At 42.3% G+C, this 20,282-nt stretch carries 26 protein-coding genes; 5 read left to right on the top strand and 21 right to left on the bottom strand.

Annotated features, from left to right (window positions below; translation table 11 throughout):
- The first annotated feature begins 49 nt into the window (after window positions 1–49).
- The 4 genes from FTU80_RS07235 to FTU80_RS07220 all read left to right on the top strand — a co-directional run bounded on the left by FTU80_RS07235 (window position 50) and on the right by FTU80_RS07220 (window position 3,735).
- The gene (locus FTU80_RS07235; RefSeq protein ID WP_180084618.1) at window positions 50–2,089 is read left to right on the top strand and encodes a M3 family metallopeptidase; all 2,040 of its coding nucleotides are present in this window, start codon (window positions 50–52) and stop codon (window positions 2,087–2,089) included.
- A 40-nt stretch (window positions 2,090–2,129) separates the two neighbouring features.
- Complete coding sequence (locus tag FTU80_RS07230; RefSeq protein ID WP_171256675.1) at window positions 2,130–2,339, top strand: YheV family putative zinc ribbon protein; 210 nt, start codon at window positions 2,130–2,132, stop codon at window positions 2,337–2,339.
- Window positions 2,340–2,355: 16 nt separating this feature from the next.
- Window positions 2,356–2,793 (top strand): hypothetical protein, encoded by a 438-nt coding sequence (locus tag FTU80_RS07225; RefSeq protein WP_078192446.1) that lies wholly within the window; start codon window positions 2,356–2,358, stop codon window positions 2,791–2,793.
- 66 nt (window positions 2,794–2,859) lie between these two features.
- Entirely contained in the window at window positions 2,860–3,735 is an 876-nt protein-coding gene (locus FTU80_RS07220) for a DMT family transporter (RefSeq protein ID WP_180084617.1), read from the top strand.
- 87 nt (window positions 3,736–3,822) lie between these two features.
- On the opposite strand, the gene FTU80_RS07215 is transcribed toward FTU80_RS07220, so the two are convergent.
- The 5 genes from FTU80_RS07215 to FTU80_RS07195 form a co-directional block, all read right to left on the bottom strand.
- Complete coding sequence (locus FTU80_RS07215) at window positions 3,823–6,024, bottom strand: TRAP transporter large permease subunit (RefSeq protein ID WP_180084616.1); 2,202 nt, start codon at window positions 6,022–6,024, stop codon at window positions 3,823–3,825.
- A gap of 191 nt (window positions 6,025–6,215) precedes the next feature.
- Window positions 6,216–6,788 (bottom strand): rhombosortase, encoded by a 573-nt coding sequence (rrtA, locus tag FTU80_RS07210; protein WP_078192449.1) that lies wholly within the window; start codon window positions 6,786–6,788, stop codon window positions 6,216–6,218.
- A gap of 41 nt (window positions 6,789–6,829) precedes the next feature.
- Window positions 6,830–7,912 carry a hypothetical protein gene (locus FTU80_RS07205; RefSeq protein ID WP_180024354.1) on the bottom strand — a complete coding sequence of 361 codons (1,083 nt, stop codon included), beginning with the start codon at window positions 7,910–7,912 and terminating at the stop codon, window positions 6,830–6,832.
- A 519-nt stretch (window positions 7,913–8,431) separates the two neighbouring features.
- A complete protein-coding gene (locus tag FTU80_RS07200) occupies window positions 8,432–8,818 on the bottom strand; it encodes a hypothetical protein (protein WP_111885419.1) in 387 nt (128 codons plus the stop codon).
- Entirely contained in the window at window positions 8,811–9,068 is a 258-nt protein-coding gene (locus FTU80_RS07195) for a succinate dehydrogenase assembly factor 2 (RefSeq protein ID WP_078189264.1), read from the bottom strand. The genes FTU80_RS07200 and FTU80_RS07195 overlap by 8 nt, the downstream gene beginning before the upstream one ends.
- A gap of 181 nt (window positions 9,069–9,249) precedes the next feature.
- On the opposite strand from FTU80_RS07195, the gene FTU80_RS07190 reads away from it, so the two are divergent.
- Window positions 9,250–10,422 carry an acyl-CoA dehydrogenase family protein gene (locus FTU80_RS07190; RefSeq protein WP_168379120.1) on the top strand — a complete coding sequence of 391 codons (1,173 nt, stop codon included), beginning with the start codon at window positions 9,250–9,252 and terminating at the stop codon, window positions 10,420–10,422.
- 44 nt (window positions 10,423–10,466) lie between these two features.
- On the opposite strand, the gene FTU80_RS07185 is transcribed toward FTU80_RS07190, so the two are convergent.
- The 16 genes from FTU80_RS07185 to rpsN form a co-directional block, all read right to left on the bottom strand.
- Window positions 10,467–11,264 (bottom strand): alpha/beta fold hydrolase, encoded by a 798-nt coding sequence (locus FTU80_RS07185; protein WP_373685183.1) that lies wholly within the window; start codon window positions 11,262–11,264, stop codon window positions 10,467–10,469.
- Between the two features lie 135 nt (window positions 11,265–11,399).
- Window positions 11,400–12,890, bottom strand: coding sequence for an NAD(P)/FAD-dependent oxidoreductase (locus tag FTU80_RS07180; protein WP_180084615.1), 1,491 nt, complete (start codon window positions 12,888–12,890; stop codon window positions 11,400–11,402).
- Between the two features lie 216 nt (window positions 12,891–13,106).
- Window positions 13,107–13,472, bottom strand: a complete 366-nt coding sequence (gene rplQ, locus FTU80_RS07175) for a 50S ribosomal protein L17 (RefSeq protein WP_005012953.1) — start codon at window positions 13,470–13,472, stop codon at window positions 13,107–13,109.
- A gap of 18 nt (window positions 13,473–13,490) precedes the next feature.
- Complete coding sequence (locus FTU80_RS07170; protein ID WP_004650465.1) at window positions 13,491–14,498, bottom strand: DNA-directed RNA polymerase subunit alpha; 1,008 nt, start codon at window positions 14,496–14,498, stop codon at window positions 13,491–13,493.
- A 17-nt stretch (window positions 14,499–14,515) separates the two neighbouring features.
- The gene (gene rpsD, locus FTU80_RS07165; protein WP_078189268.1) at window positions 14,516–15,142 is read right to left on the bottom strand and encodes a 30S ribosomal protein S4; all 627 of its coding nucleotides are present in this window, start codon (window positions 15,140–15,142) and stop codon (window positions 14,516–14,518) included.
- A gap of 12 nt (window positions 15,143–15,154) precedes the next feature.
- Window positions 15,155–15,541, bottom strand: coding sequence for a 30S ribosomal protein S11 (gene rpsK / locus FTU80_RS07160; RefSeq protein ID WP_001040166.1), 387 nt, complete (start codon window positions 15,539–15,541; stop codon window positions 15,155–15,157).
- 19 nt (window positions 15,542–15,560) lie between these two features.
- Window positions 15,561–15,917 carry a 30S ribosomal protein S13 gene (gene rpsM, locus FTU80_RS07155; protein ID WP_078189269.1) on the bottom strand — a complete coding sequence of 119 codons (357 nt, stop codon included), beginning with the start codon at window positions 15,915–15,917 and terminating at the stop codon, window positions 15,561–15,563.
- A 107-nt stretch (window positions 15,918–16,024) separates the two neighbouring features.
- Window positions 16,025–16,141, bottom strand: a complete 117-nt coding sequence (rpmJ, locus tag FTU80_RS07150; RefSeq protein ID WP_000867907.1) for a 50S ribosomal protein L36 — start codon at window positions 16,139–16,141, stop codon at window positions 16,025–16,027.
- 20 nt (window positions 16,142–16,161) lie between these two features.
- Entirely contained in the window at window positions 16,162–17,481 is a 1,320-nt protein-coding gene (gene secY / locus FTU80_RS07145) for a preprotein translocase subunit SecY (protein ID WP_171263746.1), read from the bottom strand.
- Window positions 17,482–17,526: 45 nt separating this feature from the next.
- Complete coding sequence (gene rplO / locus FTU80_RS07140) at window positions 17,527–17,967, bottom strand: 50S ribosomal protein L15 (RefSeq protein ID WP_078189271.1); 441 nt, start codon at window positions 17,965–17,967, stop codon at window positions 17,527–17,529.
- Window positions 17,968–17,970: 3 nt separating this feature from the next.
- Window positions 17,971–18,147: a 50S ribosomal protein L30 gene (gene rpmD, locus FTU80_RS07135; protein ID WP_005012961.1), complete on the bottom strand. Its 177-nt coding sequence runs from the start codon at window positions 18,145–18,147 to the stop codon at window positions 17,971–17,973.
- 6 nt (window positions 18,148–18,153) lie between these two features.
- A complete protein-coding gene (rpsE, locus tag FTU80_RS07130) occupies window positions 18,154–18,651 on the bottom strand; it encodes a 30S ribosomal protein S5 (protein WP_067762902.1) in 498 nt (165 codons plus the stop codon).
- Window positions 18,652–18,653: 2 nt separating this feature from the next.
- Window positions 18,654–19,004 carry a 50S ribosomal protein L18 gene (gene rplR, locus FTU80_RS07125; RefSeq protein ID WP_067762903.1) on the bottom strand — a complete coding sequence of 117 codons (351 nt, stop codon included), beginning with the start codon at window positions 19,002–19,004 and terminating at the stop codon, window positions 18,654–18,656.
- 14 nt (window positions 19,005–19,018) lie between these two features.
- Window positions 19,019–19,552, bottom strand: coding sequence for a 50S ribosomal protein L6 (gene rplF, locus FTU80_RS07120; RefSeq protein WP_180084614.1), 534 nt, complete (start codon window positions 19,550–19,552; stop codon window positions 19,019–19,021).
- A gap of 13 nt (window positions 19,553–19,565) precedes the next feature.
- Complete coding sequence (gene rpsH, locus FTU80_RS07115; protein WP_078189273.1) at window positions 19,566–19,961, bottom strand: 30S ribosomal protein S8; 396 nt, start codon at window positions 19,959–19,961, stop codon at window positions 19,566–19,568.
- Window positions 19,962–19,973: 12 nt separating this feature from the next.
- Entirely contained in the window at window positions 19,974–20,279 is a 306-nt protein-coding gene (gene rpsN / locus FTU80_RS07110; RefSeq protein WP_067762906.1) for a 30S ribosomal protein S14, read from the bottom strand.
- Window positions 20,280–20,282 lie beyond the last annotated feature (3 nt).

The raw sequence follows: 20,282 nt of genomic DNA, 5'->3' as shown, positions 1-20,282 counted from the left end.
ACAAACCCTACATCTATAAATAACTCAGGATTTATATGAAGTAGAAAATATGACTTTAGAAAAGGCAACTTTGCCCGTTCCTCAATTTGATCAAATCACTTTAGATCAACTCAAAGAAAAAATTCAAAATGCGATTCAACACGGTCAACAATTTCTAAATGAACTGACGGTTGTTCCAGATTCGGTACAAAAACAACTGAATACTTTAGAACAGGTCGATGACCTTGAAAATAATATGAGTGAAGCTTGGGGCGTGCTATCGCATCTGAACGCCGTGATGAATAATGCTGAAACTCGAGAGCTCTACCAATCTTTATTACCCAGCCTGAGTGAGTACTATACGCAGCTAGGTCAACATACAGTGTTGTATCAAACGTATCAGCATGTACATGACAACAGTGTATTCGACACGCTTCCTGCAGCACAGCAAAGCGCGATTAAACTTGCGTTACGAGATTTTAAACTTTCAGGCGTAGCCTTAGAAGGTGAAGCGAAAAAACGCTATGCAGAAATATCTGCACGACTTTCACAGTTGTCATCAGACTTTTCCAATCACGTATTGGATGCCACCCAAGCCTACTTCAAACCTTTAACTGAAGCGCAGCTCAAAGGACTACCTCAAGGCAGTATTGAACTTCTGAAACAATATGGTCAGCAACGCGAACTCGAACAGGCTGTAGCCACACTCGACTTCCCGTCTTATATTGCCATTATGACCTATGCAGAAGACCGCGAAGTGCGTGAAGCACTCTATAAAGCCTATACCACACGTGCTTCTGATCAGGCAGACTCTGCTGAATTTGATAATACAGCGGTCATGGAAGAAATCTTGAAACTACGTCAGGAAATGGCTAACCTGCTTGGTTTTAACAACTACGCCGAATTGTCCTTGGCAAGCAAAATGGCACCCGATGTGGCAACTGTAGATCAGTTCCTGATTGAACTGGCAGAACATGCGCGTGTACCAGCAGAGAAAGAAATCGCTGAACTGAAAGCCATTGCAGCGCAAGACGGTATCACTGAGTTACAACCGTGGGATGCCACTTTCTACTCAGAAAAACTCAAAGTTCAACAGTTTAATTTGTCACAAGAAGACCTGAAGCCCTACTTCCCTGCACCTAAGATTATTCAAGGCTTGTTCAGCATTGTAAATCGTCTCTATGGCATCAATGTAATCGAGCGTGAAGCGCCTGTTTGGCATCCTGATGCACGTTATTTTGAACTTGAAGATCAAGGCAGCGTGATTGGCGGTTTTTACTTTGACCTGTATGCACGAAGCGGTAAACGTGGCGGCGCATGGATGAGCGGCTTCCGTTCACGCATGCAAACTGAAAATGGTCTGCAAAAACCAATTTGCTACATGGTCTGCAACTTTACCCCACCTGTCGGTGAGCAAGCTGCTTTACTTACCCATGATGAAGTAACGACGTTGTTCCACGAATTTGGTCATGGCTTACATCACATGCTCACTGAAGTCGATAATATTGCTGTGGCTGGTACACATGGCGTGGCGTGGGATGCAGTAGAGCTACCAAGTCAATTCATGGAATTTTGGACTTGGGATCAAGAAAGTTTAGATTTACTCAGTGAACATATCGAATCAAAACAAACTTTACCAGCCGATCTGCTAAAAGCACTGCAAGATGCACGTTTCTTCCAGTCTGGGATGCAAACTTTACGTCAAATTGAATTTGCCATGTTTGACTTAAATATCCATAAGGCCAACCCTGCTTTGGACGCTGCAGGCATCCAACAAACCTTAGATGATATTCGTCAAAAATATGCAGTTGCACCCACCACTTCGTACAACCGTTTCCAACATGGTTTCAGTCATATCTTCGCAGGTGGTTACGCTGCTGGCTATTATTCATACAAATGGGCAGAGGTTTTGGCAAGTGATGCCTTCGACCGATTCGAAAATGAAGGAATTTTTAATACTTCGACTGGCAAGTCGTTTAGACAATTTATTCTAGCAGTTGGCGGAAAAGATACGGCACTTGACGCATTTATCAATTTCCGCGGACGCGAGCCAAAAATAGATGCTTTGCTGCGTCATCAAGGTTGGACGAACGCATCTAAAAACGCTTAAACTAGGGACCTTAGTTAGATTCAAGGTAAGTATGATGACCATTAAACGACGCTTCATTGCAGGTGCAAAATGTCCAAAATGCCAAGCGATGGACCGGGTTGTCATGCTGACCTCTGGCGAAGACGAATGGATCGAATGCATTGATTGTGGTTACAGTGAAAATCGACCGACTCATGTCGATCAACCTGAACAACCTGCCGTGCCAGACGATATCGGTGTGATCCAATTTAAGCCACGTCAGCCTAAATAAAAATTAAGGTCAAACAATGACAGAAGATCAAAGACATAATCCAAAATTGTTAGTTGGAATCATTGGGGGCTTAACGTTATTGATTGCTATTTTTTTTGCATATCAATGGTTAAGCAGCAGTACAGCAGATAAATCTGCGCTTCAAGAAGAAATGGTCGCTGCACCGGCTAAACCGCCTGTTGCAGTCCCAGTCCAATCTGAAACTGAAGCATCAGTCCCTGTCGCAGAGACTGAAACCCTTAAATTGGTCGAAGAAGACATTTTAGATGCAGCTGTACCTGAAAATGCCTCTTTAGCCAAAGAAGAAATTGCCAAATTAGATGACATTCAACAACAATTGAATGATCAGGAGCAAAGCTTAAAACAGCAACATTCAGATGCAGATGAGCTGATTAAACTGAAAGAAGAACAAATTAAATTACTCGAAGCACAGTTAGCACAACAAGCAAAATAACCGACTTCTGCTACACCATGCGTACTTATAGGCTAGAATATCATCAGATTTTCTAGCCTTTTTGTTATGTCCACTACTACACCACAAAATATCCCCAAAGCAATTGGCTTTCTCATGCTATCAGCGCTGCTTTTTTCCATCATGGGGGTTTGTATACGCTACGCATCTCACACCGTAGATAATGCCACCATCGTATTTTTTCGCAATGTGGTTGGCTTATTGATCTTTTTACCCCTGATTTTGCAAAAAGGCAGCACATTTTTTAGAACTGAAAAACTGTGGATGCATACATGGCGTTCAATCGTAGGCTTGGTGGCAATGTATGGCTTTTTTTATGCCATCGCACACTTAAAACTTTCCAATGCCATGGTTTTCACCTATTCCTCGCCGATCTTCATCCCCTTAATTGCATGGTTATTTTTAAAAGAAAAAATGACCCTGAGTATGCTCATTGCCGCAGTCATTGGTTTGATTGGCGTCCTCTTCGTCGCAAAGCCCGATGCAGGAATGTTCAATCAGTTATCACTCATCGGACTAACCGCAAGCTTCTTGGCAGCCATGGCATTTGTCACTGTCCGTGCCCTTACAGCAACTGAACCACCTGAACGCATCGTGTTTTATTTCTGCTTTTTTGGCACGTTCATATCGATGATCCCGATGCTCTGGCTCTGGCGTCCTTATAGTTTAAAGGAGTTAGCTTTTCTGATTACAGCGGGACTTTTGGCCAATATCAGTCAAATTTTTATGTCCAATGCCTATAAGCTTGCACCCGCAGGTCAAATTGGCCCCGTGAACTATATAGCGATTATTTTTGCCGGTATTTGGGGCTTTACACTGTGGCAAGAATTGCCAGATATTTACAGCCTATTCGGCTTTGCTTTTATATTTTTAGCGATTTTGCTTTGTAGTCCGATCCTACAAAATAAATTTAAAGAGTCATAATAGTCTCATTCATTTACCATCAAATGCACAACCCCTTATTCAATAAAAAAGCACCCGAAGGTGCTTTTTGTATAGCTCACTGCGAATTTATTGGTACCAACCAAACAGTTTCAGAATATAAGGAGCATAAGTCACGATCACCAAAGCTGGGAACAATACAAGGATCGGTAAAATCCAACGTTCATAGCGATAATAGAAATTGGTGTATTGGGCTTTTGCTTCTGCATCTGCTGCCCGCACCTCCTCATCCCCGACTGAGAGTCGTGTCAACAAGTGATTCAGCGCTACAGGTGGCGAAACATAACCGAGCTCAAAGGCAACCAAAACGATCATCCAGAAGTGAATCGGATGAATACCATTTTCATAAGCTACTGGTGCAATCGTTGCTGCAACCAAAATCACTGCCCCGAATGGATCTGTCGTCATACCAATAATCGCCAACAACAATGCGATAAAGGCCAATGAAATATAGATATTGCCCAAATGCGTTGGTAATAATTCAACGATTTCTGTACGTTCAATCAAACCGCCGACACTTGCCGACAAGGCCATTAAGATAATTAATGCGCCAATGTGTCCAACCGTTTCTGAAGAAGCAAACCAAATTGAACTACCGAAACCACGACGGTTAGCCCCATGTCCACCATGTTCACGCATGAACTCAGAACTTTGCTCATGTTGTAAGCTGAGTTGTTCATGTGCATCTACAGTTTGCGAAGTAAAACGATCTGCAAACCAACGATCAAACATAATGTAAACAATCAGAATAATCGGTAGAACCACAGGTGCGGTGAACTCATCCATTTGTGTATCTAAACCGTACTTGTAGAAAGCAATGACAAGCAAGGTCAGTACGATATACGGAATCACAGGAATGAACGCTTTCAGCATGCCCGGAATAGCCACTTTCGGCGATGCCACACGGAAACGTGTTTCTGCCAAGAACAGTGAAATACCTAAGAACAAGAATGCTGTGAGCCAGAACACATAGATACCGTGATCAAATAGCTCATCTGACGTCACATGGCGGCTATCAAGCATCGAGATCAGGATAATCAATAGACATGGACGGATGACCACACCTAAGGAACCTGACATTGCAGATACAGCGAGTGCGAACTGACGACGAGAGCCAGAGTTCCACACTTCTTTATAAATAATTGCACCGGCTGCTACAACGAAGATCCCGGAAGCGCCGGTATAAGCAGTTGGAATAGCCGCGGCAATCAGAATTAACCACGTCAAAGTCTCAGGTGCTAAGTTCCATGGACGTAAAATCCCCAAGAACAAATCCATCACGCGCGTTTGCGTCAATAACATCCCGGCCCAAATAAACAATGCAAGGTTTAGGAAAATCCCGGAGAACTCGACCAACTGTCCAAGGTAAATCCCCTGACCCATTGGATAGTCCATAAAGAAGGTAAACGCCACACCCGTAATAATCGCCATAAAGGCATACAACGGTACACTCAACAGCGCAAAACCAATATTCCCCGCCCCCGGCTCTTTCGCCGCAGGTGGTTTAAAGAATTGATAAATACTGATGAGGGTGACAATACCAAACAGGGCTAGCCACAACCAATATACCGCCAAAGTTTCTGTGGTCGATTTCACCCCAGAATTCAGGACTGAATTAAATTGGCTATATACCGAGAAGGTTAATAGGCCATTACCAATCGCCATGAATAAAGCATAGACTTTATAATCCAAGCGTGTTGTTGGCGCACGTAGACCGATATGGTGAAATTTCACTGAAGCGGTAATGGCAGATACCAAGACCATCAATAAAAGAATCAATACACGGTTTTCAGAACCAAATTTAAAGATACCAAAGAATGTCGTTTCAATCGCACGATAAGTACGAATACTTGGATGCTCATCTAAATAAGCTTTTGCTTTGTCATAAAATTGGAATTTTTCTTCACATTGCTGTACACCTGCCATGACTGATGCACGTACATCGGATTCAGATGCTGTACCAAAAATGTCAGCAAATTCGTCAGCCGCATTGGCTTTCATTTGTGTTTGCACCATTTTTTCTACATCTGGGTGGCGGTCACAATCTGGCTTGGTCGGTTCTGCACGTAAAAATGAATACTGCATCCCAATGCTTTCATTACCATACAAACGTTCACCAGTACGCAGAAGCTGACCATGAATCATCTCCCCTGTCCCGATAATCAATGTAAGCAGAAGCAAGATCAACACGACTAGAGTCGAAATCCATTCTGTCCAGACATACCTTAACAGCCCGACGATGCCGGATCTGTTTTGTGTATCATTTTGCATGAGTCTTCCTATTTTTTATTTTGGAGCCTAGCGGGGCTAAGCATCCTTTTCCTTATCGGCTCGAGAAGTTCCTTTCCCTGACCTAACTGTTTTATTATTACGTTTAAATTTGCATCAATATTCAAAACATTAAAATGACAATATGTATTTTCTTTTCGGTTTTTTTTGTCAACCCAATCACCTAAAGTGCGTTAGCGATCCCAGAAATAATTACCAATAAGATAAAACACGGCGATGACAATGCCCCAAATCACCCCCAATAAATGGGCTTCGACTAAAACGGGGCTTCCTATTAATTCTGCAGTTCCGGTATTCCCTACGGTATTTTCCCACACCAATTTTGCCAAAATCAGCAAGAGGACAAAGGCTGCAAAATTTCGCTCCCGCTTATACATTAAATGTACGCAAGCGACCGCAACATAGGCGCCATGCAAGACACCAGATAATCCTGCATAGGCTTCAATATCGGGAAGGAAAAAATAGAAACTTAGACTGATTAAAGGGGATAAAATCAATAAGATGGCAACAAAGTGCCATATTGAAACTCTTGGAAAAATAAACGGTAAGCAGATAAAGGCCAACATATTTAAAGCAAAATGAATCCAACCGACATGAACCCAATGGGCCGTCCATAAGCGCCAAAAGTCATGAAATAAATCATCTTGCCAGTAGATAAAATAGTCTTTAAATACCTGTAGCGAGGCACAGATCGAAACGAATACGGCAAGAAAGACAATTTTCGGAATTAAAAATTGTGTTTTCATTTTCGCTCCTCTTGCACCTCACATTTGGACTACATGCTTTATTAATTTGTTGCAGCACCACTCGTTTCTGTAGCACCACTGCTTTCAGCATCGCCACTAAACAAATCATCAAGTTCTGAACTATTGGCACTTTCATCCCAGAAATGTTCCATACCATCATCGCCGGTACGAACGCCTGTATGTTCAGTCCAATAACGATCTGAAATCCCTTTCACCATGCTTTCAGCCATACTGTCGATAAGCTTAAATTGCGGGTTAACAGGTTTTTCATCGCTACGTGCCTGTGCAAAGGTACGTAATGCATCACGAATTTTCGTATCATCGCCACTGGCTTGTGCAGCAACCGCATATAACGCATGAGATAGTCTCACGCCTTTTTGCTCACCAATTTGCGCTGATTGTTTTAAGGTTTGGTATGGATCAGGTTTGCCATCTCCAGCACCCGGCAGTAACGTCCAGATCACAGCGCGGGTTGCATTTGGTGCGCCCCAGAATTTTTCATTATTCAGACACACCATACCGCGTTCAACAATCGCAGCAATATCTTTCGGAACGTTTACCGCCCCACCTGAATTAATATCATTGGTCATGGCCTGTAAGCCACTTAACATTCCCAACATATACACTGTTTGGTCAATGTCGCTGTTCATTTTTGGACAGCCTTCACCTAGACTTTTCTTATACTTCTTTTCAAAACGATCTTGAAATAATTGATAGCCGGTATATTGACGCTGTGCCGCAAGTGCCGCCCAACGCTTTTGCTCAACACGGGCATCCTGTGCTTCAGTCACTTGGTTGGCTTTAGATGCACGTAAATAGCGTAACTCTGCATCCAAGGCTTTTTGTTCTGCACAGATCCCTGCTGCTGAATACATCAACACTGCCACACGTGTTGGGTCTGCGCCCATATCTTTAGTGGCCATAATGGCTGGAGTTAATGAATTACCTGAATTACACACCATTTCAGCATCTTCCATGGCTAAAATTGGTGGCACAATATGTTTTTCGGTAAATCCGAGTGCAACATTAGCACCGGTTTTTACAACCTGCGAACAACCCGCGAATAATGTACTTGTTATTGCTACAACTGCCACACCCTGGCATATTTTTTGGACGCTCGACATTTTCCTGTCCTCTATAATTGTGTTTATGTCCATCACGACAAACATATCAGAAGCAAAAAATGAATAAAAGAGTATTTGCTCTAATTTGAACGACACACTGTGCCACGAATCACGCTGAATGCAATTGACTGATTTTTTAGAAAGACTAAATTTTAGGCAAAAAAAAGTAGCATAGCGACGGTTCGGCACATGCTACTTATTAACTGTGAAAGCGTTTGACTGCTTATTTTTGAGTTAACTGTTCCTTCAGCACTGTTCCTAGTCGTCCTATAACAATTGCTAACACAATCGCTATTACCAGAAACATCCAAGTTGGCATCATCATGATGATTTCCTTTAACGGCTGTTGGTAAGGCTAATATATAGGCAGAGAATCAACACACAGCTTAAAATTGTCTGACAATTTAAATATTTTGCCAATAAAATCCAATCCTGTCAGACAAGATTATTTTACCTACAAGATAAGATAATGAAATATTTGTATTTTATTGAATTTTAAAAAATAAGACTGTCTAACAATTAGATCATTTTGGCCAATACTTTGAGTGATTTCCACTGTTTCAATGACAATTGATCGCGCCAAATAATCACCGGTTTTGCACGCGCATGCATAAAATACACCACGATATACATTTGATGATCCAAAATATGGCTAATTTGAACGCGTTGCACCGGGCGGTTCAGTCGTTGCAAAGACCAATCAGTTCCATCCAAATATTCTAGACTGGTGACGTGTAAATGCTTACGGAAAAACAGAACATAAACCACTAGCCCGATGAGAAAAAATATCCCCCAAAGCATGGGTGTTAGTAACTGATAAAGCAGCGTCATCAATACCGCAAAAATAAAAAACTGAAACGCATGCGATAAAAAACTGCGTTTCAGTTTGAATTGCCGATTATCCATGAACGTAATGTTTTAATTTTTGAATAAACGTTTTTAATTCAGGACGTGGCGGTTCACTAACTTCCATAAACCAATCCAACAAATCTGGATCTTCTGCAGCAACGAGTTCTGCAAACATGTCTTTTTCAGCTGCATCGGCTTGTAAATAGTAATTTTTGACGTAGGGATCAAAATAAACATCAATCTCTTTTAAACCACGACGTGCACGGTAGATCACTTTACGCTCTTCTAAGCTGATTTCATCAGTCATTGTCTTCCCCAATCGTTGAACCCGTCTAGTGTAACTCATCCACCCCATTGAAGTGGAGTGTTTTCAAAGATTGACCGAATCCTTCATCGCAATTCTTGCTTTTGAATGTTCTGCACATTGTAGTCACACGCTGCATCTTATAAGTTGAGACAAAGCCATAAAAATGAATAGGATATTCAAAATGCAATCTGGAGCGATTCGCCCACTCAACAACATGCTGCCACGTCAATTATTTAATGCAGAACATGATGCATTTCGTGAAACAGTACGAAAATTTTATGAAAAAGAAGTTGTGCCCAATATCGAAAAATATGAAAAACAACAACATGTTGACCGTGACTTATGGAATAAAGCCGGTGCCATGGGCTTGCTTTGCCCGACCATGCCCGAAGCTTATGGCGGCTATGGTGTAGACCGACTCTATAGCATGATTCTGATTGAAGAGCAGGCCTATGCTATGGACTCCTCTACCGGCTTTTCACTGCACTCCGACATCGTGGCCAATTATATTCATAACTTTGGCAATGAAGAACAAAAGTTGCATTGGCTGCCGAAAATGGCATCTGGCGAAACCGTGACTGCCATTGCAATGACCGAACCGGGCACAGGTTCAGACCTACAAGCCGTACGCACAACCGCTACAGAAGATGGTGATGACTATATTATTAATGGGTCAAAAATCTTTATCACCAATGGCTATTTATGTGACATGGCGATTGTGGTCTGTAAGACAGGCAATAGTGAAAAAGGCTCAGCTAATTTATCGCTAATTATCGTCGAGGCAGATCGCGTCGGTTTTAGTAAAGGCAAACCTTTAAACAAAATTGGCATGAAAGGTCAGGATACCTGTGAACTGTTCTTTGATAATGTCCGCGTCCCTAAAAGCAACTTACTCGGCATGCAAGGTATGGGCTTTATGATGCTGATGAAGGAATTGGCTTGGGAGCGCATGTTGGTTGCGATTATTTGCCAAGCAGGTGCAGAAGCAGCCTTTGCGCACACAGTTCAATACACCAAAGAACGTAAGGCATTTGGCAAGACCGTATCAAGTTTCCAAAACACCCGTTTTAAATTGGCAGAACTACGTACTGAGATCGATTTTTGTCGAGCTTATCTAGATCGCTGTATGGAACTACAACTTGAGGAACAGCTCGGTATTGACGCTGCAGCCGCTGCTAAATACAAAATTTCAGAAATGTTTTCCAAAGTCGTGGATGAATGTCTGCAGTTGCATGGTGGATATGGCTATATGCTTGAATATCCAATTGCACGGGCTTATATCGACAATCGAGCCAATCGTATTTATGCAGGTACCAATGAAATTATGAAAGAGCTGATTTCCCGCTCTTTATAACAACAAAGCCCATCATCTGATGGGCTTTTTTCATTCTTTCGATATCAACTTAAATCATTCACAAAATCACAGATCAGTGCAGTGACCAATGCGGGTTGCTCTTTATGCGGCATGTGATGAAGCCCTTCCAAAATCTCTAGTTCAGCATCACCTTGTATACCCGAAAAAAGTTTCTGAGCTTGTGCTGTCGTCCCGTATTCATCCAGTTCTCCATGGATGATCAAGCTTGGACACCGTACTTTTCCAACATATTGCTCGAGGTTCCATTGACGAAAACTCGGTGAGAGCCAAGTTTCAGTCCAAGCATCCAAAACCCATTGGGCTTTATCCCCATGATATTTAGCCAAGCGTTCAAGTTGTCCCAGCTGCGCAAACCCTATTTTGGCTTCACGTATACCCGATAATGTCAGTTCTTCCACTTCATACTGTGCTGCTATGGAGATCAGACCTCGACATTGTTCAGTATATTCACTGGCAATCACGACAGACATTCCCCCACCGACACTATGTCCCATCACGATAAACTGTTGAATGGAATAATGTTGAAGTAGCGCCTTAAAGCCCTGCTGTGCTTCGGCATAGACAAAATCAGTACTTAATACATCAGGATTTGCTGACGAACGACCAAAACCCAACCGATCATAAGCAATGACCTTTCTGCCAGACGCAGAAGCCAATTGCGCAGGAAAATCACGCCACAAATCCACACTCCCCAGTGAATCATGCATCAATATAATCGGAGCCAAAGTTGCATCTTTATCTGCAGTTTCAGGCTGCCAAGCTTTGGTATATAGCTCATAAGCATTTAATTTTATAAATTCTGAATGTACTTGAATATTCACATTAACCCTGTGTGCTTTTCCTTGTTTTCAACATGATATATTTTTCAACAAATAATGCGCATCAAATAAAACCAGAAAGTCACATATCTAAAGCAAAAAAAAGGAGCATGATACTCCCTTTTTTATGTAACTAACTTAAGAAACTAATCTGGGTTTTGCCGCCACTTGATCAGACTTTTTTTCAAATTTCAGCACCCCATCTTCAAATGAAGCATGCTTTAATTCTTTACGATCTGCCAAATAGTTATTACTCACTTTCCACGGTGCATGTTTACCCTGTTTTGGCATCACATCTGCCGCACGTGCAATATAACCTGAAGTCAAGCTTCCCATTACTGTATCTTCTAACAACTCGGTCGCATCGCCTTGTGGAATCACTTGGTTATAACCATTTTGATCCATATAGTTAATCAATTTACAGATGTATTCAGAAGCAATATCAACTTTTAATGTCCATGAAGCATTGATATAACCAATAATCATCGCCATATTTGGTACATCACTGACCATGACACCACGGTACAACATATGTTTAGAGGTATTCAGTGGCTGTCCATCAATTGTGGCACTGATCCCGCCTAAAATTTGAATGTTGAGACCTGTAGCTGAAATCACCACATCTGCATCTAGATGCTTGCCTGATTTCAATTGAATGCCATTTTCAGTAAAACTTTCTATTTGATCGGTTTCAACAGATGCATGGCCTTCACGTAAAATTTTAAACAAATCACCATCTGGCACCACACAAAGGCGCTGATCCCAAGGATTATAATCTGGGGTAAAGTGCTTCATATCCACTTTACCTTTCAATTGTAATTCAATCGATTTCAATAAAAACTTTCGGAGTAATTTAGGTTGCTTTTGCGCAACAGCATAAATTGCACGTTGTACACCAATATTTCGTGCACGCGTGAGTTTATAGGCTACATCTTCAGGCAATACTTTACGCATTTTGTCGTAAATAATATCGACAGAAGGAACTGAGGCAATATAAGTCGGAGAGCGCTGTAACATCGTTACATGAGCTGCCCCGCCTTTTGCCATAGCTGGTACAAGAGTAATTGCTGTTGCGCCACTACCAATAATCACCACTTTTTTGCCTGCATAATTAAAATTTTCAGGCCAATGCTGTGGATGAATAAAAGTTCCTTTGAAATTTTCCTGCCCAGCAAACTCAGGTTGGAACCCTTGGTCATAATTATAATAACCGGTACAACCAAAAACGAAGTTTGCGACCCAAGTTTGTTGTTTCTTTTTTGAATCTTCTATGACCACAGACCATTTACGAGTTTGTGAATCGTAGTTCGCACTCACAACACGGTGCTGAAAATGAATTTTTTCATTAATCTTATATTCGTCAATCACTTCAGAAAGGTAGCCTTTAATCGAAGACCCATCAGCAAGCACACTAGATTTTTTCCACGGCTTAAAATTAAAGCCAAAAGTTGACATGTCCGAATCAGAACGAATACCCGGATATTTAAAAAGATCCCATGTACCACCGAAACTTTCACGACGTTCAATAATTTCAAATGAACGATTTGGACATTTTTTTGAAAGATGCGCAGCCAAACCTACACCGGAGATCCCTGCACCTACAATGAGAATATCAACTTGTTTTTCCATGTTGTTCTTTTAACCTATCTTAGATTTATATTTATTAAATCACATTTTTGACAATGCACAATGTCAAGTTTAAGCAAAAGGCGATTTATTTTTATCTTTTAAGGACAAATTGAATTATTGTCTAACAATATACAGCCAACACAAAACTGCAGGCATTAAAAAAGGTCGGTTAAAAACCGACCTTTTTTAGAACAACGTACGCTGCTCTTCACGAAATTAGTTTACTTCGCGATCTACTAGCTCAACGTAAGCCATCGGTGCAGCATCACCTGCACGGAAGCCCGCTTTAAGAACACGTAGATAACCGCCGTTACGTTCTTTGTAACGAGGGCCAAGAACGGTAAATAATTTACCAACAGTTGCAGCTGAACGAGTACGAGCAAACGCTAAACGACGGTTTGCTACAGAATCGACTTTAGCTAAAGTGATTAAAGGCTCAGCAACACGACGTAATTCTTTTGCTTTTGGAACAGTAGTTTTAATTAACTCGTGTTCGAACAAAGAATTAGCCATGTTTTGGAACATCGCTTTACGATGACTGCTTGTACGGCCTAATTTCACACCACTATTACGATGACGCATGGTGATAGTCCTACTTAATTAACGGCTACGATAAGCAAAGCGATCGTCCATGCGGAGGCTAGCCGGTGGCCAGTTCTCTAAACGCATGCCCAATTGCAAGCCTTTCGATGCCAGAACATCTTTAATCTCAGTCAACGATTTTTTACCTAAGTTAGGAGTTTTAAGCAACTCAACTTCAGTACGTTGAACAAGATCGCCAATGTAGTAAATATTTTCTGCTTTCAAACAGTTAGCAGAACGAACAGTAAGCTCTAGATCATCTACTGGACGAAGCAAAATCGGATCAACTTCTTCACGAGGCTCTTGAGCAACTGGTGCTTGATCTTTCTGAAGATCAACAAAAATAGCAATTTGTTGTTGCAAGATTGTTGCCGCTTTGCGGATTGCTTCTTCAGGATCAACAGTACCGTTGGTTTCAAGATCAATGATCAATTTATCAAGGTCAGTACGTTGTTCTACACGAGCGTTTTCCACTGTGTAAGACACACGTTTGATTGGGCTGTAAGAAGCATCTAATTGTAAACGACCCACTGGGCGAGTTTCGCCTTCAGGGAAGCGTGAATCAGAAGTCTCATAACCACGACCTTGAGAAACTTTCAGGCGCATTTTTAATGAGCCAGAAGCACTTAAAGTACCGATCAAGTGTTCAGGGTTAACCACTTCAACATTGTGTGGTAAACGAAGGTCAGCGGCTGTAACGTCGCCAGGACCTTGTTTTTCCAATGTCAGATAAGCTTCATTTTGATCGAACAGCTTAATAGACAATCCTTTTAGGTTCAGCAAGAGCTCGACGATGTCCTGCTGCAAGCCTTCCAAAGTACTGTACTCGTGCTCGACACCTTCAATCTCTACTTCAACCACGGCTGCGCCAGGTAAAGAAGACAAAAGGATACGACGTAAAGCATTACCAAGAGTATGACCAAAGCCACGCTCTAATGGTTCTAGAATAACTTTTGCCGAGGTCCCGCTTGCCGCTTCGACCTTGATCGCTTGCGGAGTTAGAAACTCATTTGCAGTACGCGTCATTATTGCTACCTCAAGGATTATTTAGAATACAATTCTACAATCAAGCTTTCGTTGATTTCAGCAGGTAAATCAGAACGATCTGGTGCAGCTTTGAACGTACCTTCCAATTTAGAATGATCAATTTCAATCCAAGCTGGAATGCCACGTTGAGTCGCTAACTCAACTGCGTTTTTGATACGCAATTGTTGTTTAGCACCTTCGTGAACTGCAACAACGTCACCAGCTTTAACTTGGATAGACGCGATGTTAACACGACGACCATTTAAAGTGATTGAACGGTGAGATACAAGCTGACGAGCTTCTGCACGTGTAGAACCAAAACCCATGCGATAAACAACGTTATCTAGACGGCTTTCAAGAAGTTTCAACAAGTTTTCACCTGTTGCGCCTTTAACACGAGCAGCTTCTTTGTAGTAGTTACTAAATTGACGTTCTAAAACACCGTACATACGACGTACTTTTTGTTTTTCACGTAATTGTAGTGAGTACTCAGATTGTTTGCCGCCACGAGCGCCACCATGTTGGCCAGGTGCTTTAGCAGCTTTTTTTGTTTTGACGTCAAATGGTTTAACGCCAGATTTTAATTGCAGGTCTGTCCCTTCGCGGCGAGAGAGTTTGCATTTTGGACCAATATAACGAGCCATGAATGTTTCTCCTTACACGCGACGTTTTTTAGGTGGACGGCAACCGTTGTGCGGGATTGGCGTCACATCGGTAATGCTGTTAATTTTATAACCCACTGCACCTAAAGCACGAACCGCAGATTCACGACCTGGACCAGGACCTTTTACAAGGACGTCCAAGTTTTTCAAACCGTAATCTAAAGCAGCTTTACCAGCAACCTCAGCAGCTACCTGAGCAGCAAACGGAGTTGATTTACGTGATCCACGGAAGCCTTGTCCACCAGAGGTAGCCCAAGCCAGTGCATTACCTTGACGATCGGTAATAGTCACAATGGTGTTATTAAAAGAAGCGTGAATGTGTGCAACACCTTCAGAGACGGTACGAGTGACCTTCTTGCGTGTGCGAGTATCTTTAGCCATCTTTTAGCTTCCAGAAATCTTATTTCTTAATAGGTTTGCGCGGACCTTTACGGGTACGTGCGTTAGTTTTGGTGCGTTGACCACGGACAGGCAAGCTGCGACGATGACGAAGACCGCGGTAGCAGCCTAAATCCATTAAACGTTTAATGTTCATGGAAATTTCGCGACGTAAATCACCTTCGGTAGGAACCTTAGTAACTTCTGCACGAATCGCATCAAGCTGAGCGTCATCTAATTCACGAATTTTAGTTGTTGGTGCAATACCAGCAGCAGCTAAGATAGCTTTTGCAGTGTGGCGACCAATACCAAAAATGTACGTTAGAGAGATAACAGCATGCTTGTTATCCGGAATGTTTACACCGGCAATACGAGCCATTCAATTTTCTCCAAAAAGGCAGTTAAGATAATCAACCGCCCGACAAAATCTTTGAGGGGCGGATAATAACCTAATTAGCCTACTGAAATCAACAGGTCTTGATCAGATTAACCTTGACGCTGCTTATGACGAGGTTCTGCGCTGCAAATTACGCGAATAACCCCATTACGACGGATAACTTTACAGCTACCACAAATTTTCTTTACAGAAGCTTGAACTTTCATAATGAAACCTCTAAGTGCGCTTATCCTTTCGGATGAGCAGTCGTTTTACGCATTAACGATTGATTGTCATATTGATGCGATGTGAGATGAGCTTGAAGCTGAGCCATAAAGTCCATCACCACCACCACTACGATCAGTAAAGACGTACCACCTAAGCTAAATGGAATACCAAATGAACTTTGTAGAATCATCGGCATTAAACAGATGATTGTGATATAAACCGCGCCAATAAAAGTCAAACGATTCAAAATATGATCTAAATAGCGTGCAGTTTGCTCACCAGGACGAATACCCGGCACATAAGCACCACTACGTTTTAAATTCTCTGACACTTCTTTCGGGCTAAATACTAGCGCAGTATAGAAGTAACAGAAGAAGATTATTAATGCGCCAAATAGCACCAAATACATCGGTTGACCCGGCGACAATACGAGTGCCAAATCTTGTAGGCCACGTTTAATCACGCCAGCATTTGGATCTGCGCTGCCTACCCATTGCCCTAAGCTCGCTGGGAACAATAGCAATGAACTCGCAAAAATTGCAGGAATCACACCCGCCATATTAATTTTTAATGGCAAATGTGTTTGCTGGGCAGTAAATACACGACGACCTTGTTGTTTTTGAGCATAGTTTACTGGAATACGACGCTGCGCCTTCTCAATAAACACAATTGCTGCTAACACTGCAACAGACAGCAATGCAAAAATTGCAAGACCAATTAAACTTGATTGGCCATTATCTACTGAGGTTAAAGATTGCAGAACCAAGTTCGGCAAACCAGCAACAATACCAGCGAAGATGATCATGGAAATACCATTCCCTACTCCACGCTCTGTAATTTGCTCACCTAACCACATCAGGAACATTGTACCTGCAACTAAAGAAGTTACAGCAGGAACGTAAAAAGCAAGTCCACTAGTCAAAGTAATATTTTGACTAATCAGACCTGCACACATCCCAACAGCTTGCACAAGTGCAAGAAACAATGTGCCTTGTCGCGTATATTGATTGATCTTACGCTTACCTTGTTCGCCTTCTTTCTTTAAAGCTTCCAGCGAAGGAACAACCGTAGACATTAACTGCACAATAATCGATGCAGAGATATACGGCATAATCCCAAGAGCAAGAATTGACATACGCTCTAATGCACCACCTGAGAACATGTTAAACAAACCAAGGATCGTACCTTGGTTTGCATTAAACAGATTCTCTAGTGCGGCATTGTTAATGCCCGGTACTGGAATATGTGCTCCCAGTCGAAAAACCAACAACGCCCCGATGAGGAACATCATACGGCGGATAATTTCACGATATTTCACATGAAAAGGCTGGCCTTTCATCATGTTAACATGACCTGTCGAACTAGGAGTCATAGACACTGGGGATTACTCCTCGACTTTACCGCCAGCAGCTTCAACAGCAGCTTTAGCGCCTTTAGTCAATGCAACACCTTGAACAGTGAACGCACGAGTAATTTCACCAGAAAGTACGATACGTGCACGTAACATATCTTTACGCACAACGTTAGCAGCTTTTAAAGTTTCAAGAGACACGATGTCGCCTTCAACTTTAGCGAGTTCTGATAAACGTACTTCAGCAGTTTTCAAAGCCATTTGGCTAGTGAAACCGAATTTAGGTAAACGACGATATAACGCAGTTTGACCACCTTCGAAACCAGGACGTGTACCACCGCTCTTACGTGAGTTTTGACCTTTGACACCACGGCCACCAGTCTTACCAACGCCAGAACCGATACCACGGCCTAAACGTAGGTTGTCACGCTTAGCACCTTCTGCAGGTGCAATTGTATTTAAACGCAGAGTCATGGCTTATTCCTCTACACTAACCATATAGTAAACTTGGTTGATCATACCACGGTTAGAAGGCGTATCTTGCACTTCAACTGTATGACCAATACGACGCAGACCTAAACCTTTAAGGCTAAGCTTGTGATTTTTCAAGCGATGCGATGAAGATTTAGTCTGGGTAACTTTAATCGTTTTCATGATTGATTACCCTTGAATTTGTGCTACTGATAAACCACGTTTCGCAGCAACTTTCTCAGGAGAAGTCATATCACGCAAACCGTTAAAAGTTGCGTTTACTACGTTAGCAGCGTTAGTAGAACCATAACACTTAGTTAATACGTTACGTACACCTACAGCTTCTAAAACTGCACGCATAGCGCCACCAGCAATTACACCAGTACCTTCAGAAGCAGGTTGCATGTAAACGCGGCTTGCACCGTGACGAGCATTGATAGGGTGCTGAACAGTACCGTCAACAAGGTCAACAGTAATCATGTTGCGACGAGCAGCTTCAAGTGCTTTAGAAATAGCAGCTGGAACTTCACGTGCTTTACCACGACCAAAACCTACGCGACCATTACCATCACCCACAACAGTTAATGCTGTGAAAGAGAAGATACGACCACCCTTAACAACTTTGGCTACACGATCAACGGCAACCAGCTTTTCAACAAGACCTTCGTTTTGTTCAACTTTAGCCATGATTAGAACTCCAAGCCGTTTTCACGAGCAGCATCAGCCAAGGCTTTGATACGACCATGATATTTGAAACCAGAACGGTCAAATGCAACTTTAGTTACACCAGCCGCTTTAGCACGTTCTGCAATTAAAGCACCAACTTTCTGAGCCGATTCAACGTTACCAGTAGTACCAGCACGTAGAGTAGCGTCTAAAGTAGAAGCTTGCGCTAATACTTTGCCACCATCTGCAGAGATAACTTGAGCATAGATGTGACGCGGAGTGCGGTTTACACACAAACGAGTCGCACCCAATGCACGGATGTGCAAGCGTGTGCTTTTCGCACGACGCAAACGGGATTGTTTCTTTTCGTTCATAAGAACCTCGCGCCTTATTTCTTCTTAGCTTCTTTACGAAGTACAACTTCGTCAGAATAACGAACACCTTTACCTTTATAAGGCTCTGGCGGACGGTAACCACGGATTTCTGCAGCAACTTGACCTAATTTAGCTTTATCAGCTGATTTAAGTACAATTTCAGTTGCAGTAGGAGTTTCTGCAGTTACACCTTCAGGAAGGTTGTAGTCGATCGGGTGAGAGAAACCAAGGTTAAGGTTAACAATGTTACCTTTAACCGCAGCTTTATAACCAACACCGATAAGCTGTAACTTACGTTCGAAACCTTCGTTAACACCTTTTACAAGGTTGTTAAGCACAGCGCGAGCAGTACCAGCCTGCATCCAAGCATCTTTAGATTCAGCTTTAGGAGCAATAACTAGAGTACCGTCTTCCTGTTTTAGCTCGACCAGCGCATGCAGGTTGAAAGACAATGTACCTTTGTTGCCTTTCACTTCGACCTGCCGGCCGTTCTGAGTAACTGTAACACCGTTAGGTACAGTTACTGGGGCTTTAGCCACACGAGACATGAGGAATCACCTATTAAGAAACAAAAGCAATAACTTCACCACCGATACCTGCAGCACGTGCAGCGCGATCAGTCATGATGCCTTTGCTTGTAGAAACAATTGCAATACCTAAACCTTGCTTAACGCTAGGAAGTGCATCTTTACCGCGATATTGACGTAGACCTGGACGGCTTACGCGTTTCACAGTATCAATAACTGGTTTGCCTTCGAAATATTTTAAAGTAATCGTTAAAGTCGCTTTGCCTTCATTATCAGCAACAGCTACATCAGCGATATAACCTTCTTGTTGAAGTACGTTAGCAATCGCAACTTTCAACTTTGAGTTTGGCATAGAAACAGTTTGTTTCTTTGCCATTTGTGCGTTACGAACACGTGTTAGCATGTCGGCAACGGTATCTTGCATACTCATTTATAGTGCTCCTTACCAGCTTGCCTTAACAACGCCCGGTACATCACCTTGCATTACTGTTTCACGTAATTTGTTACGGCTTAAACCGAACTTACGGAAGTAACCATGAGGACGACCAGTTAAACCACAACGGTTACGTAGACGTACTGGAGACGCATTACGTGGTAATGCTTGAAATTTCATCATCGCTTCGAAACGTTCTTCGTCTGATGCATTTACGTTTGCGATAATTGCTTTTAATTCAGCACGTTTCGCAGCGTATTTAGCAACAGTAGCTTCGCGTTTCAATTCGCGATTAATCATACCTTTCTTAGCCATATC

Source organism: Acinetobacter sp. YH12145 (assembly GCF_013418335.1).
Taxonomy (GTDB): domain Bacteria; phylum Pseudomonadota; class Gammaproteobacteria; order Pseudomonadales; family Moraxellaceae; genus Acinetobacter; species Acinetobacter amyesii.
Note: the sequence above shows the minus strand (reverse complement) of the source record. Positions and strands in the feature narration are given on the sequence as shown.

Excerpts from the sequence above, each read along its gene's own strand:
- FTU80_RS07195 (WP_078189264.1), bottom strand. The coding sequence starts at position 9,068 with ATGACTGATGAAATCAGCTTAGAAGAGCGTAAAGTGATCTACCGTGCA.
- FTU80_RS07180 (WP_180084615.1), bottom strand. The coding sequence starts at position 12,890 with ATGGAAAAACAAGTTGATATTCTCATTGTAGGTGCAGGGATCTCCGGT.
- rpsH (WP_078189273.1), bottom strand. The coding sequence starts at position 19,961 with ATGAGTATGCAAGATACCGTTGCCGACATGCTAACACGTGTTCGTAAC.
- rpmJ (WP_000867907.1), bottom strand. The coding sequence starts at position 16,141 with ATGAAAGTTCAAGCTTCTGTAAAGAAAATTTGTGGTAGCTGTAAAGTT.
- FTU80_RS07235 (WP_180084618.1), top strand. The coding sequence starts at position 50 with ATGACTTTAGAAAAGGCAACTTTGCCCGTTCCTCAATTTGATCAAATC.
- rplQ (WP_005012953.1), bottom strand. The coding sequence starts at position 13,472 with ATGCGTCATCGTAATAGTGGTGTGAAATTAGGCCGTACAAGCAGTCAT.
- FTU80_RS07200 (WP_111885419.1), bottom strand. The coding sequence starts at position 8,818 with ATGGATAATCGGCAATTCAAACTGAAACGCAGTTTTTTATCGCATGCG.
- rplO (WP_078189271.1), bottom strand. The coding sequence starts at position 17,967 with ATGACTCTGCGTTTAAATACAATTGCACCTGCAGAAGGTGCTAAGCGT.
- rpsM (WP_078189269.1), bottom strand. The coding sequence starts at position 15,917 with ATGGCTCGTATTGCCGGTGTAAACATTCCGGATAACAAGCATGCTGTT.
- FTU80_RS07170 (WP_004650465.1), bottom strand. The coding sequence starts at position 14,498 with ATGACGCGTACTGCAAATGAGTTTCTAACTCCGCAAGCGATCAAGGTC.
- rplR (WP_067762903.1), bottom strand. The coding sequence starts at position 19,004 with ATGAACGAAAAGAAACAATCCCGTTTGCGTCGTGCGAAAAGCACACGC.
- FTU80_RS07225 (WP_078192446.1), top strand. The coding sequence starts at position 2,356 with ATGACAGAAGATCAAAGACATAATCCAAAATTGTTAGTTGGAATCATT.
- rrtA (WP_078192449.1), bottom strand. The coding sequence starts at position 6,788 with ATGAAAACACAATTTTTAATTCCGAAAATTGTCTTTCTTGCCGTATTC.
- rpsK (WP_001040166.1), bottom strand. The coding sequence starts at position 15,541 with ATGGCTAAAGATACTCGCACACGCAAGAAGGTCACTCGTACCGTCTCT.
- rpsN (WP_067762906.1), bottom strand. The coding sequence starts at position 20,279 with ATGGCTAAGAAAGGTATGATTAATCGCGAATTGAAACGCGAAGCTACT.
- FTU80_RS07205 (WP_180024354.1), bottom strand. The coding sequence starts at position 7,912 with ATGTCGAGCGTCCAAAAAATATGCCAGGGTGTGGCAGTTGTAGCAATA.
- FTU80_RS07220 (WP_180084617.1), top strand. The coding sequence starts at position 2,860 with ATGTCCACTACTACACCACAAAATATCCCCAAAGCAATTGGCTTTCTC.
- rpsD (WP_078189268.1), bottom strand. The coding sequence starts at position 15,142 with ATGGCTCGTTATATTGGTCCAAAATGCAAACTCTCTCGCCGCGAAGGG.
- secY (WP_171263746.1), bottom strand. The coding sequence starts at position 17,481 with ATGAAAGGCCAGCCTTTTCATGTGAAATATCGTGAAATTATCCGCCGT.
- FTU80_RS07215 (WP_180084616.1), bottom strand. The coding sequence starts at position 6,024 with ATGCAAAATGATACACAAAACAGATCCGGCATCGTCGGGCTGTTAAGG.
- rpsE (WP_067762902.1), bottom strand. The coding sequence starts at position 18,651 with ATGGCTAAAGTTGAACAAAACGAAGGTCTTGTTGAAAAGCTGGTTGCC.
- rplF (WP_180084614.1), bottom strand. The coding sequence starts at position 19,552 with ATGTCTCGTGTGGCTAAAGCCCCAGTAACTGTACCTAACGGTGTTACA.
- rpmD (WP_005012961.1), bottom strand. The coding sequence starts at position 18,147 with ATGAAAACGATTAAAGTTACCCAGACTAAATCTTCATCGCATCGCTTG.
- FTU80_RS07190 (WP_168379120.1), top strand. The coding sequence starts at position 9,250 with ATGCAATCTGGAGCGATTCGCCCACTCAACAACATGCTGCCACGTCAA.